Source organism: Exiguobacterium sp. 17-1, assembly GCF_023096305.1.
Taxonomy (GTDB): Bacteria; Bacillota; Bacilli; order Exiguobacteriales; family Exiguobacteriaceae; genus Exiguobacterium_A; species Exiguobacterium_A sibiricum_A.
Genome location: NZ_JALIGJ010000002.1, coordinates 567,603 through 583,617, shown reverse-complemented (window position 1 = coordinate 583,617; position 16,015 = coordinate 567,603). Strand labels below are relative to the sequence as shown.

Genomic DNA, 16,015 nt, shown 5'->3' with positions numbered 1-16,015 from the left:
CGTATTTCTATTTATGAACAGCTTAAAGAGATGTTAAAACATAAAAAAGAAGAAGTTGTAACTCCGAGTGAAATGAAAGAAGCCTTGTTTCGCAAATATGGAACAAATAAAGATAGTGTGATACTTTCAGACTATTGTTACAATCGTTCAAACCGTGGAATTTCTTTTAATAAGCATTTATTTGTTTATCTAAATTATGGAATGTATAAATATATTGGCGAAAATGCTGATTATAACGGATTAATTTATGCGCGAACACGAAATTCTCCCGATGATCAAGTAGTAGGGATATGGACAGACGGAAAAAAGCAACTGTCTATAAATGAATTATTAGAAAATCAGGAATTTCTTAAAGGTAATTACATAACCCAACTATTTGAAGAGTATATGGATATTTTGAAATTTGAAATGAACGTTCTTGGTTGTAAAGCCACAGAGTTGCGTCATTTAATAGGTCGATTGGGAGAGTTTTTTTGTGCTATACATACGAAAGGGAAATTAGCTCATGTGACCAACCAACACGGTTTTGATGTAATTAGTAATGGAAGAAGGATTAGTGTAAAAACAACGGCTCAAAAATCTGGTTTCATTTCATTGAATATAAGAACTTTAGATCAATTTGATGATATCTTCATAGTCCAGTTTCTAAATAATGAATTTCGCTTATTATTTTATGCACCAAAAGATCAACTACCTAAGGGGCGGATTTACAAACAGCGGTTAGAAGTTGATTTATCTTCTTTAAAACAAGAGCAACTCGTATGACTGAATAAAGCTTTAGATTTTAAGTATAGGAAAGTACAAATCATCTTAAAAAAGGGGTATGTATATATGATATAAAACAGCAAGACGACACTCTTAATCTACTTTGTAAGGAGGCGTTTCAAATGAAAAAGGCATATGAAGGAAAAGACATCACGGTTTATTTTGATGCCGATGTCTGCGTGCATTCCGGTCATTGTGTGAAGAGTTTACCGACCGTCTTTGATGTCAAAAAACGTCCATGGATTGAAGCAGGCGGGGCGCCGGTCGAAGACGTCATGCGGGTCGTCGATGGTTGTCCGAGCGGTGCCTTATCTTATGAACGGAGGGAAGCCTGATGGAATTTAAACGAGCGGATCAAAAGATTGAAGCGTATCAAGACAATCAAGTGGTTGGGGAAATCACGTACAGTGATACGAAAGGCGGTAAGTGGATCATTGATCATACGTATGTCGATCCGAATCATCGGAACCAACAGATCGGTGAACAACTGGTCAAAGCGATTGTCGAGTGGGCACGTGAAGAAAACATCAAGCTGTTGCCGCTTTGTCCATTTGCGAAAAAGGAGTTTGAGCAGACACCAGATTATGCAGATGTATCGGCTTAATAAGGAAATCGATACGAATGTTCAATTATAGAAAGATGAGGGCAGTGGGGTTTCATCCACTGCCCTCGTCTTGTTTAAAAAGTATCGTTCGCGTCTACTCCTACAGGAAAAAGCGGATCAGCGCCATCGACAGGACGCCGGTGATGACCGTGAAGGAAAGACTTTTGCTGATCAGTGCGACAAGGACTGTCGGTACCGATGCTGCGAGGTGGAGAGAAGACAGCGTGGGATAATCATCGCTTTGAGCAAGCAGCAGGTTCTGAAAAAACAAAGCACTGAGCAGGCAAATCGGGATGAACGACAACCACTCGGTCAACAGACGGGGCAACGTCAATCCATGCATCAGCAAAAACGGCAAAATCCGTGGAATCAATGTGACAAGACCACAGGCGGCGAACAGGATTAAAAGCTCTAAGCGGATTTCCATCGTGAGATCACTACTCCTATGCTGGCGGCTACCATCGTCGCAAACAAAACAGCGAGTTCCGGTGAGAGGTAGCGCATCGATATGTACAACAACAAGAAAACGAGTACCAGTAAAATTCCGTTCAAGGCAACACGTGACCGTTCACTTTCAAGCTGCAAGTACAACAAGCCGATAAACATCGCCGTCAAAGCAAAGTCCAGTCCGAACCGTTCCGGATCCGGAAACCAACTGCCGACGAGTGCACCGAGGACGGTCGAAGCAATCCAACTGAAGTAGGCGGTCAGATTCAACCCGTGCATGAATTTAGCATCGATCTGTTGTTTTAAGGAAGTATTCATGGCGACAGCAAACGATTCATCCGTCAAGAGAGCACCGATCCCGAACCGGTCGAGGAGATGCCGGCTTGTAACACGCGGTGCGAGCGTCATGCTCATCAATAAATGACGGGAGTTGACGATGAACGTCGTTATGATGATGGCAGAGAATGGACTGTTTAACAGCAGGAGGCTGGTAATGATGAACTGGGCTGCTCCGGCATAAATCAGGATAGACATCAATCCGATTTCAAGCGGACTGAGTCCGGCGGCGCGTCCGACGATACCGGCGGAAAATCCGATACCGAGATAACCGAGGACAGTCGGAAGACAGGCTTTGACACCTGCTTGAAACGAGCTGGTCATATGGCAGGACTCCTCTCAATCTAGTGTGTTATCAGCATAGCATTCCGAAAACCGATTGGAAACGAAGTGGTCAATATTTTCATATGTTTCCTTGACATAAGTCGCCCCGATTGGTGGTAAAGAGTAAGTGGTACGGCAAAAATTCGTTAGACGAAGGAGCGTTCAAGATGGATAAATTAATGCAAGATGCGAATCGGTTTGTCTCGGATATGGTCGATGGTCTCGTTTTAGCACATCCCGATCTTTATGCAAAAGTCGACGGAGTCAATGTCATCAAACGAAAAGAACCGCTTAACGGAAAAGTAGCACTTGTATCCGGTGGCGGAAGTGGTCACGAACCGGCCCATGCCGGATTTATCGGGGACGGGATGCTGGCAGCAGCCGTTTGCGGCGAAGTCTTCACTTCACCGACACCGGATATGGTTCTTGAAGGAATCAAAGCAGCTGACGGAGGGAAAGGAGTTCTGCTCGTCGTCAAAAATTATTCCGGTGACGTCATGAACTTCGATATGGCGAAAGAACTGGCGGAACTGGAAGACATTGAAGTCGAGACGGTCATCGTCCGGGATGATATTGCCATCAAAAAAGAAGAGGACCGCCGAGGCGTCGCCGGGACGATTTTTGTCCACAAGATTGCCGGAGCTGCGGCAGCGGAAGGAAAATCATTAGCGGAAGTCAAAGCAGTCGCTGAAAAAGTCATTGCTGGTGTCCGGTCAATCGGAATGGCATTATCCCCATGTTATATGCCGGAAAGCGGCAAACCTGGCTTTGATCTCCACGAGGATGAGATGGAAATCGGGATCGGGATTCATGGTGAAAAAGGACTGGAACGTAAACCGATTGCCTCCGTCGAAGCAATCGTGACGGAATTACTCGATCGACTGACGGCGGAAGTGACTGATAAAAAAGTAGCTGTCATGGTCAACGGAATGGGTGGAACGCCTGAATCGGAATTGTACATCACGTACAAGTATGTTGCGGAGCAACTGCAGGCAAAAGGGTATGACATCGTCCGACCATTCGTCGGCAATTATATGACATCGCTTGAAATGCATGGTTTCTCGATCACCTTGCTTCCGGTGGACGATGAGCTGGTCGGCTACCTGGATGCAAAAACGAACGCGATCGGATTCTAACTAAAAGAGGTGCACACAGATGAAGTTATCAACTGCAGCATTCCGTGAAGCATTGCTTAAAGCAGCTGCCGAGCTGGAACAACATAAAGATGAATTGACAGATCTTGACCGGGAAATTGGTGACGGGGACCACGGCATCAATATGTCACGTGGCTTCCAAGCCGTTCAAAAAGAACTCGAAGCACAAGAGGAATATGAAGATCTTGGTGTCTTATCAAAACAAGTCGGAATGACGTTGATTAAAACCGTTGGGGGGGCGTCCGGTCCGCTTTACGGTACGGCGTTCGTTAAATTTGCCGGAGCGTTTAAAGGAAAAACAGAAGTCGAGGGTGCAGAACTGGCAGCTGCTTTTAAAGAAGCGACAGATGGCATCAAAATGCGCGGGAAGTCAGAGTTTGGACAAAAAACGATGGTCGATGTATGGACACCGTTTTACGAAGCGCTCGAACAAGAGAGTGATTTGAATCAAGCACTGGATCAGGCATTGGCGGATACAAAAGAACGGGTGGCGACAAAAGGACGGGCCTCTTACTTCGGGGATGCGACGAAAGATGTTCAGGATCCAGGTGCCTTATCGAGTTCACTTTTACTTCGAGCCATTACGGAGGAAATGTCATGATTAATTTGATTTTAGTATCCCACAGTGAGAAGTTGGCAGCCGGACTGAAAGAACTATTGGCTGAGATGGCTCCAGATACACCGGTGTTACTCGCAGCTGGTCTTGCAGATGGTAGTATCGGTACCGACGCATCTCGAATTGAAGAGACGATGAATGAATTGACGGATGACGGTTTGATTTTGACCGACATCGGATCGGCGACGATGAATGCGGAACTGGCCTTAGAACTATACAGTGGGGACCGGAATGTTCAGTTCGTCGAAGCACCACTGGTAGAGGGCGCTTTTTTAGCGGCAGTCTTAAGTGGTCAATCAAAATCGCTGGATGATATTGTATCCGGCGTCAAGGCAGAATTTTCTTAAGGCACATAGTCTGACTAACAGGTTCGTTTCCGTACAGGAAGCGGGCCTGTTTTTTTAGTGAAAACAAAAAAACTGGTATTCCGCGAGGGAACACCAGTCAAGAAATCAGGCGTTGACTTCTTTTTTGTTCGGTTTAAATGCCATTGTCGCTTCAACCGCTTTTTGCCATCCAGCATAACGCTGTTCGCGATCGTCTTCTTTCATCTCTGGTTTGAACTGACGGTTGAGTTTCCATTGCTTTTTGATTTCTGCTTTATCTTTCCAGTAACCGACTGCGAGACCGGCAAGGTAAGCAGCACCGAGGGCAGTTGTTTCATTGATTTCTGGACGATCGACTGGTACGCCCAGGATGTCTGACTGGAACTGCATCAAGAAATCGTTTGAAACCGCACCACCATCAACGCGCAACGTTTTCAGTTCGATTCCTGAATCTTTTTCCATTGCAGTCAAGACATCACGTGTTTGATAAGCAAGTGATTCGAGAGTCGCGCGAACGAAATGTTCTTTGTCCGTTCCGCGTGTTAAACCGAAGATGGCTCCACGAACGTCGCTATCCCAGTAAGGAGCACCGAGTCCGACGAATGCAGGAACGACGTAAACGCCTTCTGTCGAATCGACTTTTAAGGCATAGCCTTCTGAGTCTTTCGCATTTTTCAACATCCGTAAACCGTCGCGTAACCACTGAATCGCAGAACCGGCCACAAAGATTGATCCTTCAAGCGCATATTCGACTTTTCCGTCGACACCCCAGGCGATTGTCGTCAACAGACCGTGGTTAGATGAAACAGCTTTTTCACCAGTATTCATCAGCATGAAGCAACCGGTACCGTATGTGTTCTTTCCTTCACCAGGTTCGAAGCATGTTTGACCGAAGAGGGCTGCTTGCTGGTCACCGGCGATTCCGGCAATCGGAACTTCAAAACCGAAGAAGTGATACGGAACAGTGTTGTCATAGACTTCACTCGATTGACGGACTTCCGGTAACATGGATTTTGGAACTGTCAGGATTTCAAGCAACTCATCATCCCATTTTTGTTCGTAAATGTTGTACATCAATGTCCGGGAAGCGTTTGTATAATCTGTGATATGCGTTTTGCCGCCAGACAACTTCCAGACGAGCCATGTGTCGATGGTTCCGAAGAGAAGTTCACCGTTTTCGGCTTGTTCACGTGCACCTTCCACGTTATCTAAAATCCACTTCACTTTTGTACCTGAGAAGTAGGCGTCAATCAGGAGACCTGTTTTATCGCGGAATGTTTGATTTAGACCTTGTGCATTCAGCTCATCACAGATACCAGATGTTTGACGCGATTGCCAGACAAGCGCGTGATAGACCGGTTTACCTGTTTCTTTGTTCCAGACGACCGTCGTCTCACGCTGGTTCGTAATTCCGATACTTGCGATTTGGCTCGGTTTGATATCAGCCGTTCCGAGAGCATCTGCCATGACAGCGAGGATCGATCCCCAAATTTCATTGGCATCATGCTCGACCCAGCCTGGTTGCGGGAAGTATTGTTTGAATTCCCGTTGTGCCGAGTTCACGATTTGACCGTCATGATCAAAGATAATGGCACGTGAACTTGTCGTTCCTTGATCGAGTGCTAAGATATACTTGTTTTCCATTGTAAAGTCCCCCTTGAAGTGTGAGTTGAAGTCTTTTCGTCAATTAAAACAGCATTTGATGAAGGAAAACGGCAATCGCACCACCGATGAATGGACCGACGACTGGGATCCAAGAATAACCCCAATCTGACGAACCTTTTCCCGGGATTGGTAAAATGGCATGGGCAATCCGCGGTCCAAGGTCACGGGCCGGATTGATGGCATACCCTGTTGTACCACCAAGCGAGAGACCGATGACGACAACAAGAAGACCAACGATTAACGGGTTTAGACCGTCAGCGAATGAGTTGGCACCAAATGCTAGGATTCCGAAGACCAAGACGAATGTCCCGATGATTTCAGAAACAAGGTTTGAACCGGTATGGCGGATAGCTGGTCCTGTTGCAAAGACACCTAATTTTGCAGCTTGGTCATCTGTCGCTTCAAAATGTTTCATGTAATGAAGCCAAACGAGTACCGCACCGATAAAGGCTCCGATTAATTGAGCGGCGATGTAGACAGGTACATCTGCCCATGGTAAATCAGAGTTTAACGCTAGCGACAATGTGACCGCTGGATTAAGGTGGGCACCACTGGCGGCTGCAATATAAACTGCAGTCATGACGGCGAGACCCCAAGCAAATGTGATGACGATCCAGCCGCTGTTCTCAGATTTCGTCTTTTTCAAGACAACCCCTGCAACGACCCCATCCCCGAGCAAAATCAGAATCATTGTTCCAATCAGCTCACTAATAAAGTTACTCATGCAAAAACCCTCCCTTTGGATTAAAGCAAATATTGGCCTTTCCATTTAAACCTACATCTAATTGATAACGTTTTCAATACAAATAATTCAAATCTTCAAATTAAATTTTCCTTAATTTATGTTTAAAAAAATGAAAAATGGATAACAAAAACCCTTTGTTCATTTTTGTGATGAACGAAGGGTTTTCAGCGGCGTTTTTTTCGCTTTTTTTTAGTTCGAAAGAAACTGCTGGAATGATCAAGAACGATATGGATCGTACTGGCAACCATGATGCCGGTGATAAAAGCAGGCATGGCTGCAAACCAGGAATCGACCGTACTCGACTCGATGATTTTCAGGTACAGCGCTAAAAATAAAAGTGGAATCACGAAAGCCGCGCTGTACAGCAGGCGAATGAGGTCACCGATGATCAAGCCATGCGACCAGATGGAACGGTGGGGCATGATTTTGACATACGGCATCCAAAGGACACGTAGCGGTCCGTGGCGATAGTAAGGTTCAGACTTCAAATCGAGGTCGGGTGAAAGCCAAAGGGTGCCGACAGCGATGCCGACAGCAGTTGGAAGCCAATCCGTCTGCTGCGTTGCGACCGAATACGCAACGTAGCCGGTTAAAGCAACGGTATTGACTGTATCATGTACATTTCCAGAAGGCATAAAAAAAGACCAGCTGAGCTGGTCCCTCGCTTAGTGGATCGTCCGATATACGCCGATGACCTTGCCAAGAATCGAGACGTTATCGAAATACATCGGGTCCATCGAGTCATTTTCTGGTTGGAGACGTACTTGTTGATCTTCTAAGAAGAACCGTTTGACTGTCGCTTCGCTATCTTCGGTCATAGCAACGACGATTTCACCATTCTCTGCTGTGTTTTGCTGACGAACGATGACCCGGTCACCGTCTAGAATACCTGCGTTGATCATGGACTCACCATCAATCGTCAACATGAAGACATTTTCGTTCCCGACGTAATGTGCAGGAAGTGGGAAGTGTTCCTCAATGTTTTCGATGGCCGTGATTGGAAGACCAGCCGTTACTTTCCCGATGACGGGAATATGCACGATGGCTTCGTGATCTTCATCAGGTTTATCAAGCAATATCTCAATCGCACGTGGCTTAGTTGGGTCACGGCGAATCAGTCCGCGTTTTTCTAGACGATCCAAATGACCGTGTACCGTTGAGCTTGAAGCAAGACCAACAGCTTCACCGATTTCACGAACTGAAGGCGGATACCCTTTCAGTTTCACTTGAGCAACGATGTAGTCAAGGATTTCTTGTTGTCGTTTCGACATTTTCCGCATATGAATTGCCACCTCTTTCCGGATTGGTTTTTGAAGGTTATAGGAATACATGTTTCTAAAATCACTATAACATAGAACAAATGAGCGTACAAACAATTGTTCGACATTTTGTGTTGACCGAACACTGGTTCTTGGTTTAAGATGAGTTATGCGAACAATTGTTCCGAGAACATCTATTCTAAATCATTTTTAATTGGAGGGATTTATCATGATGCATACGATTCGTACCCATGCCTTTTCCATTGTTTTTTATACGCTCAGCCTTGCTTTCATTCTTTTTCTCTTAACGCCTCGACCGGACGAAAAGGTCGATCAACTCTTGACGGCTTCTGTTACGGTCGATCAAAATGCGACAGTCGAACAAGTCGCCGAAGTCTACAACGACGGTTCAATGACGGACCAAGAATATGTCGAATGGTTGATTGAGAATAATGAATTAAAGACGACACATGTCATTTCGAAAAACAAAATCGTTGTACCAATCGCGCAACAATGACAAACTGTAAAAGTTGTCAATGAACGAACAGGGGTGTGAAGTACGATGAAAGTAGTAATCTACTGTCGCGTCTCGACGGAAAAAGAAGCACAGGACAGCTCGCTTGAGCGGCAAAGGTCAGAACTGTCGGGACTCGCTGCAACAAAAGGATTTGAAGTCGTGGAGATCATCACGGAAAAAGAAAGTGGTTACGACGTTGACCGGGAAGGGATGTTGTCCGTTCTCGATTACGTCACACGTCAAGCCGTGGACGCCGTTCTTGTGACGGATGATACACGGATCGGGCGCGGGAATGCCAAAATCGCCATTTTACATACATTCCAAAAACATCAGGTTCAACTGATGACGATGGAATCGGATGGCGAGTATAAATTGGCAGATGCCGAAGCGATGGTGCTTGAAATCGTATCGCTCGTCGAAGAGTATCAACGGAAACTGCATAATGCAAAGATTGCCCGCGGTATGCGACGGGCTGTCGAAAATGGTTTTCGTCCCGAACAAAACCTGAACCGCCAAGGTGAAAATGCTGGTCGGAGCCGGAAGGAAGTCCCGATTGAAGAAATCGTGCGGTTACGTGAGTTAGGACTGACATTTGCGGACATTGCGGTGACATTAAGAGGGATGGGACATGACATTTCGAAAGCGACCGTCAACCGGCGTTATCTGGAATATAAAGAAGTTGTCAGTACGTACGAATAGGGAAGCAGGTTTGATGCCTTAGCTGCGCATCAAACTTGCTTTTTTTTTTGGTGTCTTTTACAGTAAGGTTACTATTGAATGCTCAACTTTGAGTCAACAGAAAGAGGGATACTATGTTATCACAAGAACAATTAGACCGGATTAATGAATTAGCCAATAAATCAAAAGTCGAGCCGCTGACCGATGCGGAAACGACGGAACAAAAAGAATTACGGACGGCCTATCTCGAAGCATTCCGCGGTTCATTCAAAAATCAGATGATGGGTATCAAGATCGTCGATGAAGAAGGAACGGACGTAACACCTGAAAAACTAAAGCAGGCACAAGAAGAAGAACGGAACAAACAATAATCGGAAAAGCTATGTCACTCAATGGGATGAGTGGGGTAGCTTTTTTTGAGAAAAAGTTCGTAATGTGTATCACGAAAGTGCCAAGAAAACGGCAATAGAGAGCGCATTCATTTTAATGTGACATACTATTTAGAAAAGTTGTATCACATTTCTGGGTATGCTAAAATGAGAAGGAATTTGTGAAAAAGAGAGAGGATGATTGTTTTGACGAACATGACAACAGTAGAATTATTAGCAGTAAATACGATTCGTACCTTATCAATTGATGCAGTACAAAAAGCGAACTCGGGTCACCCGGGAATGCCGATGGGTGCAGCACCGATGGCATTTACATTATGGGCGGATCATATGAACCACAACCCTAAAAATCCAGAATGGTTCAACCGTGACCGTTTTGTACTTTCAGCAGGACACGGTTCAATGCTTCTCTACTCACTCCTCCATTTATCAGGTTATGATCTCGCGATGGATGACTTGAAGTCATTCCGTCAATGGAACTCAAAAACACCGGGTCACCCGGAATACCGTCACACAGCAGGTGTCGATGCGACGACTGGTCCACTCGGACAAGGCATCGCGATGGCTGTCGGGATGGCGATGGCAGAACGTCACCTCGAAGCGAAATACAACCGTGACGACTTAAACGTCGTCGATCACTTCACATACGGCATTTGCGGAGACGGCGACTTAATGGAAGGTGTTTCAGCAGAAGCGGCTTCACTAGCAGGACATTTAGGTCTTGGTAAACTCGTGGTTCTGTATGATTCAAACGACATCTCGCTTGATGGCGATCTCGATAAATCGTTCTCGGAAAACGTTCAACAGCGTTTTGAAGCGTACAACTGGCAAGTTATCCGTGTCGAAGACGGAACGGATCTTGATTCGATTTCAAAAGCAATCGAAGCAGCAAAAGCTGAAACGACAAAACCGACATTGATTGAAGTGAAAACAGTCATCGGATTTGGTTCACCAAACAAATCAGGGAAATCGGCTTCACACGGTGCACCACTCGGAGATGCGGAAATCAAGTTGACGAAAGCAAGCTACGTTTGGGATCATGAAGAATTCTATGTGCCGGAAGAAGTTAAAGACTTGTTCGAAGAGCGCATCGAAAAACGTGGCGCTGACACGGAAGCAGCATGGACTGAGAAAATGGAACAATACAAAGCAGCACATCCAGAATTGCATGCTGAACTTGTTCAAGCAATCAATAACGAATTGCCAAGCAACTGGGAAGCAGACCTTCCGACTTACGATCTGACATCGAAAAAAGCAACACGTCAGACAAGTGGTGAAGTCTTAAACGCTCTTGCGAAAAACATCCCGTCGATCTTCGGTGGATCAGCTGACTTAGCAGGATCAAACAACACGATGCTCAAAGGCGAAGCTGACTTCGACATCGATCCAAGCGGCCGTAACATCTGGTTTGGTGTTCGTGAGTTCGCGATGGCAGCTGCTGTCAACGGTATGGCATTACACGGTGGTGTCATTCCTTACGGCGCGACATTCTTCGTCTTCTCGGATTACCTCCGTCCGGCGGTTCGTTTAGCAGCATTGATGGGGATCCAGTCGATCTTCGTCTTGACACATGACTCGATTGCTGTTGGTGAAGATGGTCCAACGCACGAGCCGGTTGAACACTTGATGAGTTTCCGTGCGATGCCGAACTTGACAGTTTACCGTCCGGCAGATGGAAAAGAAACGATTGCCGCATGGAAAACAGCGGTTCAATCGAAAAACAAACCGACACTTCTCGTCATGACACGTCAAGGATTACCTGAACTCGAAGGTACGACGGTCGAAGGCGCTGAAAAAGGCGGATACGTCATCGCGGGTAACATCGAAACAGCGGATACTATTTTAATGGGAACAGGTTCTGAAGTGCACTTGCTCGTCGAAGCACAGAAAGAACTTGGCGAAACGGCAGCAGTCGTCTCACTTCCGTCATGGGAATTATTCGAAGCGCAATCAGCAGAATACAAAGAATCAGTCTTGCCAAAACGCATCACGAAGCGTCTTGCGATTGAAGCCGGTGCTTCACTTGGTTGGTATAAATATGTAGGAACAGAAGGTCAAGTCATCGGAATCGATCGCTTCGGTGCTTCTGCTCCGGGAGATCTTCTCTTAAAAGAGTACGGCATGTCTGTTGAAAATGTCTTGAACACAGTCAAGCAACTCGGTTAATGAAGAAAGGTGCGCAAACGCGCGCACCTTTTTTTTGCATTATCTATGCAAAGGCTTTAAATTATAGTATAGTAAAAAGCGACGTTTGAAGTTAGAGGAGGAAGCAACTTGGCTACATGGATTTGGATTTTAATTGCCCTTCTTTGCTTGGTAGCTGGTGTCGCCCTTGGTTTCTATATCGCTCGCCGATACATGATGAACTATTTGGAGCAAAACCCGCCAATCAACGAAGATATGATTAAGACATTGATGATGCAAATGGGTCAAAAGCCATCACAAAAGAAAGTCAACCAAGTGATGCGTTCAATGAGTGGTTCAATGAAATCACCGAAAAAATAACGACTTGTAAAAGGAGACCAGATTGGTCTCCTTTTGTTTGCTATTTTTTAGGAAGATGGCTAATCTAAAATGTGAGACTATTAGAAATACTCAATCGATTTAAAAAGGGGGGACTTGTATGGGAGTCTTCAGGAAACTGAGTTGGTTTTTTCGACTCGAATGGAAAGCGTACAGTTTAGGGATCATAGCGTTGATTTTTGTTGCCGGACTGGAACTGATTCCGCCGAAAGTAATCGGTTCGACGGTCAACGGACTGAGCGAAGGCAGCTTGACGAAAAATGATTTATGGAAATTGGTCGGCACACTGGTCTTGATTGGGGTATCGACCTATGTGATTCGTTATTTTTGGCGGTTTTATATCTTTGGAGCGTCGATCCGGCTCGGACGGTTGCTGCGAAGTCAATTGTATGGTCATTTTTCAGACTTGGATCAATCCTTTTACAAGAAGTACCGTAGCGGGGATTTGATGGCGCATGCGACGAATGATGTCCAAGCCGTTTCGATGACGGCAGGAGCCGGTATTTTGACACTCGTCGATTCCGTGACGATGGGCAGTTTCGTTATCATCACGATGATTACGACCATCAGTTGGAAACTGACGCTCGTTTCCTTATTGCCGATGCCACTGATGGTTTATTTGACGTCACGGTATGGGAAGATGCTGCACTCCAGATTCCACGATGCACAGGAAGCCTTTTCAGATTTGAACGACAAAGTCGCCGAAAGCGTCAGCGGAGTTCGTGTCTTGAAAGCAACAGGAGAAGTCGAGTCGGATGTCGGAACGTTTACTTCGTTATCAGACGACGTCGTTCAAAAAAACCGCCGCGTTGCGAAAATCGATGCCTTATTTGATCCGACGATTTTCGGTTTGGTCGGCTTGTCTTACATTATCGCGGTCGGATATGGGGCATATTTATTACAACAAGGGGAAATTCGAATCGGGGATATCGTATCCTTCACTACATATTTAGGATTATTGACGTGGCCGATGCTTGCGTTCGGCTGGTTGTTTAATATCGTCGAACGGGGACGGGCATCGTACGACCGGATTGAACGGATGCTTGCGATTGAACCGGAAATCAAGGATGCGAAAGAAGCGGCGACGACGGTTTCGTCCTCGGATTTACAAGTCGCGGTCGATCGGTTTGTATATGATACACAACCAGTGCTTGAGAACATCCGCGTAACATTGACACCCGGTCGGACGCTTGGAATCGTAGGTCGGACCGGTTCCGGAAAATCGACGTTCGTTCGTCTGTTATCACGCGAATACGATGTCAAATACGGCTCGATTGCGATTGGTGGGCAAGACGTCAAACAATTGACACGGGAAACGGTCCGGAAGCAAGTCGCGATCGTTCCACAGGATCACTTCCTGTTCTCTGCTTCGATTGCCGACAATATCGCATTTGCAAAACCAGATGCGTCGATGGAGGAAATCATGGAAGCCGCACGGGTCGCTGCAGTTCATGAGGATATTCTCGGTTTTACAGAAGGTTATGCAACAATGGTCGGGGAACGGGGCGTCACGTTATCCGGCGGTCAGAAACAAAGGATTTCGATTGCCCGGGCGTTACTCGCGGATTGTCCGATTCTTGTACTTGATGATGCCTTGTCGGCTGTTGACGCCAAGACGGAGGAAGCGATCATCGAACACTTCCGGACGGCGGATAACGAACAGTCACAAATTATTGTCGCCCACCGTCTGTCGGCGGTTTCGCATACCGATGAGATCATCGTCCTCGATGCGGGACGGATCATTGAACGGGGAACACACGAGGAATTACTGGCGCGTGACGGTTGGTATAAAGAAACCTACGACCGTCAGCAACTCGAATCACTCGTCGAACAGGGAGGTGGAATGCTTGAATCATGATATTAATGAAAAAGCGGTCTTGCGACGATTGCTTGGATTCGTCAAACCGTTTAAAAAACAAGTTTTAGTCGCCTTTTTACTGCTGCTCGTGACGACCGGAGCAAAGCTCGGAGGTCCTTATCTCGTCAAAATCTTTATCGATGATTATGTCGCGGTCGGCAACTATCCGGCGCAGGAAGTTGCGTTATTGTTCGGTGTGTACTTACTTTTGCATACGACCGGTATCGTCGTTGATTATCTACAGGCGTTTGAATTTCAAAAGATTGCCTTAAAAGTCATTCAACGGCTTCGCATCGATGTATTTCGTCACGTCATGCACTTACGGCTCGGTTACTTTGACCGGACACCGGCTGGCGTACTTGTTTCGCGGATCACAAACGATACGGAAGCCATTAAAGAACTATACATCGGTGTCTTGTCGACGTTCGTCCAAAGTGGGGTGCAACTGATTGGAACGTATCTTTTCCTTTACTTGCTGGAACCACGCCTCGCGACGATTGCGTTAGTCCTGTTACCGCTGTTTTATTTCATCATCTGGATTTATCGCCGTTATTCAACGAAATATTATGCCGAAGTTCGGGATTTGTTGTCGAAGATTAACGGACAGCTGAATGAATCGATCAATGGAATGGCGATCATTCAACAGTTTCGGCAGGAAAAACGGTTGATGGCGGAATTCGAAGAGACAAACATCGCCCATCAGAACGGTCGTTACAAGAACCTGAAACTCGACAGCTGGTTGCTTCGGCCAATCATCGAGTTGATGTTGGCGCTGACGATTGCGTCCTTGATCACGTACTTTGGTGTCCTGTCATTTTCGCAAACGGTGCAAGTCGGGGTTGTCTATGCCTTTATCAGTTATATGGAGCGGATTTTCCAACCGGTCCAGCAAATCATGCAACGCTTATCTGAATTCCAACAAGCCGTCGTCTCGGCAGACCGCGTCTTTAAAGTACTCGATACGGATGAGCCGGAACCTGCGAAGACAATTGCGGGTGACGCTGATATTACAGAAGGACACATCGTCTTTGATAATGTCCGGTTCAGTTACGACGGTGAGAAGGAAATCTTAAAAGGGATTTCGTTCGAAGTGAAAAAAGGACAGACAGTTGCCTTAGTCGGTCAGACCGGTAGCGGAAAGAGTTCGATCATCAATATTTTGATGCGGTTTTATTCGTATCAATCGGGCCGGATCTTGATTGACGGGCAACCGCTCGAACAATTGCCGGAAGAGGAACTGCGGCGTCATGTCGGTCTCGTGTTACAGGATTCGTTTCTGTTTACAGGCAGTGTCGCGGATAACATCCGGTTATTTGATCCCTCGATTCCATTCAAAAAAGTCGAGGAAGCAGCCCGTTTTGTCCAAGCAGATGCTTTCATCAATCAGTTGGATGAACAATATGACAGTCCGGTCGCTGAGCGGGGAGCGACGTTCTCTGCCGGAGAACGTCAGTTGGTCTCGTTTGCCCGGACAATGGCGCGGGATCCGAAAGTCTTGATCCTTGACGAAGCGACAAGTTCGATCGATACGGAAACGGAAGAAAAAGTGCAGGTCGCCTTAAAACGGATGCGGCAGGGACGAACGACGATTGCGATTGCCCACCGGTTGTCGACGATCCAGGATGCGGATTTGATTTTAGTCCTCCATCAAGGGGAAGTCGTCGAACAAGGGAATCATCAGACATTGATTGAAAAGAACGGATTGTATAAAAAGATGTATGAACTGCAATCCGGTCACGTTACATCGGTCTCGTAAGACACAAAAAAGCCTGCCAGGCGATCTCGCCCGGCAGGTTGTTTGTGTTTGAA

General features: G+C 46.2%; 19 protein-coding genes. 13 read left to right on the top strand and 6 right to left on the bottom strand.

Going from position 1 to position 16,015, the window contains the following annotated elements:
• Nucleotides 1-3 precede the first annotated feature (3 nt).
• The 3 genes from MUN34_RS08815 to MUN34_RS08805 all read left to right on the top strand — a co-directional run bounded on the left by MUN34_RS08815 (nucleotide 4) and on the right by MUN34_RS08805 (nucleotide 1,369).
• Complete coding sequence (locus tag MUN34_RS08815) at nucleotides 4-765, top strand: DUF7225 domain-containing protein (protein WP_026828746.1); 762 nt, start codon at nucleotides 4-6, stop codon at nucleotides 763-765.
• Nucleotides 766-887: 122 nt separating this feature from the next.
• Nucleotides 888-1,100: a (4Fe-4S)-binding protein gene (locus MUN34_RS08810; RefSeq protein ID WP_247857573.1), complete on the top strand. Its 213-nt coding sequence runs from the start codon at nucleotides 888-890 to the stop codon at nucleotides 1,098-1,100.
• Complete coding sequence (locus tag MUN34_RS08805; RefSeq protein WP_247857572.1) at nucleotides 1,100-1,369, top strand: GNAT family N-acetyltransferase; 270 nt, start codon at nucleotides 1,100-1,102, stop codon at nucleotides 1,367-1,369. Before MUN34_RS08810 ends, MUN34_RS08805 begins: the two co-directional genes overlap by 1 nt.
• Nucleotides 1,370-1,469: 100 nt before the next feature.
• Here MUN34_RS08805 and MUN34_RS08800 read toward each other — a convergent pair whose 3' ends face one another.
• Nucleotides 1,470-1,796, bottom strand: a complete 327-nt coding sequence (locus tag MUN34_RS08800) for an AzlD domain-containing protein (RefSeq protein ID WP_247857571.1) — start codon at nucleotides 1,794-1,796, stop codon at nucleotides 1,470-1,472.
• Entirely contained in the window at nucleotides 1,781-2,476 is a 696-nt protein-coding gene (locus MUN34_RS08795) for an AzlC family ABC transporter permease (protein ID WP_247857570.1), read from the bottom strand. Before MUN34_RS08795 ends, MUN34_RS08800 begins: the two co-directional genes overlap by 16 nt.
• 167 nt (nucleotides 2,477-2,643) lie before the next feature.
• Between MUN34_RS08795 and dhaK the strand changes: the two genes are divergently transcribed.
• From dhaK to dhaM, 3 genes are read left to right on the top strand one after another with little or no spacing between them, the layout of a single operon-like run.
• Nucleotides 2,644-3,612 carry a dihydroxyacetone kinase subunit DhaK gene (gene dhaK, locus MUN34_RS08790; protein ID WP_026828741.1) on the top strand — a complete coding sequence of 323 codons (969 nt, stop codon included), beginning with the start codon at nucleotides 2,644-2,646 and terminating at the stop codon, nucleotides 3,610-3,612.
• 19 nt (nucleotides 3,613-3,631) lie between these two features.
• Nucleotides 3,632-4,231, top strand: a complete 600-nt coding sequence (dhaL, locus tag MUN34_RS08785) for a dihydroxyacetone kinase subunit DhaL (protein WP_247857569.1) — start codon at nucleotides 3,632-3,634, stop codon at nucleotides 4,229-4,231.
• Entirely contained in the window at nucleotides 4,228-4,593 is a 366-nt protein-coding gene (dhaM, locus tag MUN34_RS08780; protein ID WP_026828739.1) for a dihydroxyacetone kinase phosphoryl donor subunit DhaM, read from the top strand. The genes dhaL and dhaM overlap by 4 nt, the downstream gene beginning before the upstream one ends.
• Before the next feature lie 105 nt (nucleotides 4,594-4,698).
• Here the strand turns inward: dhaM and glpK are convergent, their stop codons facing one another.
• From glpK to lexA, 4 genes are all read right to left on the bottom strand, one after another.
• Nucleotides 4,699-6,216 (bottom strand): glycerol kinase GlpK, encoded by a 1,518-nt coding sequence (glpK, locus tag MUN34_RS08775; protein WP_026828738.1) that lies wholly within the window; start codon nucleotides 6,214-6,216, stop codon nucleotides 4,699-4,701.
• Between the two features lie 43 nt (nucleotides 6,217-6,259).
• On the bottom strand, nucleotides 6,260-6,961 hold the full coding sequence (locus tag MUN34_RS08770) for an MIP/aquaporin family protein (RefSeq protein WP_026828737.1): 702 nt from the start codon (nucleotides 6,959-6,961) through the stop codon (nucleotides 6,260-6,262).
• A 185-nt stretch (nucleotides 6,962-7,146) separates the two neighbouring features.
• A complete protein-coding gene (locus MUN34_RS08765) occupies nucleotides 7,147-7,617 on the bottom strand; it encodes a metal-binding protein (RefSeq protein WP_026828736.1) in 471 nt (156 codons plus the stop codon).
• 30 nt (nucleotides 7,618-7,647) lie between these two features.
• The gene (gene lexA / locus MUN34_RS08760; RefSeq protein ID WP_026828735.1) at nucleotides 7,648-8,262 is read right to left on the bottom strand and encodes a transcriptional repressor LexA; all 615 of its coding nucleotides are present in this window, start codon (nucleotides 8,260-8,262) and stop codon (nucleotides 7,648-7,650) included.
• 208 nt (nucleotides 8,263-8,470) lie between these two features.
• On the opposite strand from lexA, the gene yneA reads away from it, so the two are divergent.
• The 7 genes from yneA (at nucleotide 8,471) to MUN34_RS08725 (ending at nucleotide 15,962) form a co-directional block, all read left to right on the top strand.
• The gene (gene yneA / locus MUN34_RS08755; protein WP_014970072.1) at nucleotides 8,471-8,758 is read left to right on the top strand and encodes a cell division suppressor protein YneA; all 288 of its coding nucleotides are present in this window, start codon (nucleotides 8,471-8,473) and stop codon (nucleotides 8,756-8,758) included.
• Between the two features lie 45 nt (nucleotides 8,759-8,803).
• A complete protein-coding gene (locus MUN34_RS08750; protein WP_026828734.1) occupies nucleotides 8,804-9,457 on the top strand; it encodes a YneB family resolvase-like protein in 654 nt (217 codons plus the stop codon).
• A 113-nt stretch (nucleotides 9,458-9,570) separates the two neighbouring features.
• Nucleotides 9,571-9,807, top strand: coding sequence for a DUF896 domain-containing protein (locus MUN34_RS08745; RefSeq protein ID WP_247857568.1), 237 nt, complete (start codon nucleotides 9,571-9,573; stop codon nucleotides 9,805-9,807).
• A gap of 195 nt (nucleotides 9,808-10,002) precedes the next feature.
• Nucleotides 10,003-11,991 carry a transketolase gene (gene tkt, locus MUN34_RS08740; protein WP_247857567.1) on the top strand — a complete coding sequence of 663 codons (1,989 nt, stop codon included), beginning with the start codon at nucleotides 10,003-10,005 and terminating at the stop codon, nucleotides 11,989-11,991.
• Nucleotides 11,992-12,099: 108 nt separating this feature from the next.
• Nucleotides 12,100-12,330, top strand: a complete 231-nt coding sequence (locus tag MUN34_RS08735; RefSeq protein ID WP_012370001.1) for a YneF family protein — start codon at nucleotides 12,100-12,102, stop codon at nucleotides 12,328-12,330.
• A gap of 118 nt (nucleotides 12,331-12,448) precedes the next feature.
• Complete coding sequence (locus MUN34_RS08730; RefSeq protein WP_247857566.1) at nucleotides 12,449-14,206, top strand: ABC transporter transmembrane domain-containing protein; 1,758 nt, start codon at nucleotides 12,449-12,451, stop codon at nucleotides 14,204-14,206.
• A complete protein-coding gene (locus MUN34_RS08725) occupies nucleotides 14,196-15,962 on the top strand; it encodes an ABC transporter ATP-binding protein (RefSeq protein ID WP_247857565.1) in 1,767 nt (588 codons plus the stop codon). Before MUN34_RS08730 ends, MUN34_RS08725 begins: the two co-directional genes overlap by 11 nt.
• Nucleotides 15,963-16,015: the final 53 nt, after the last annotated feature.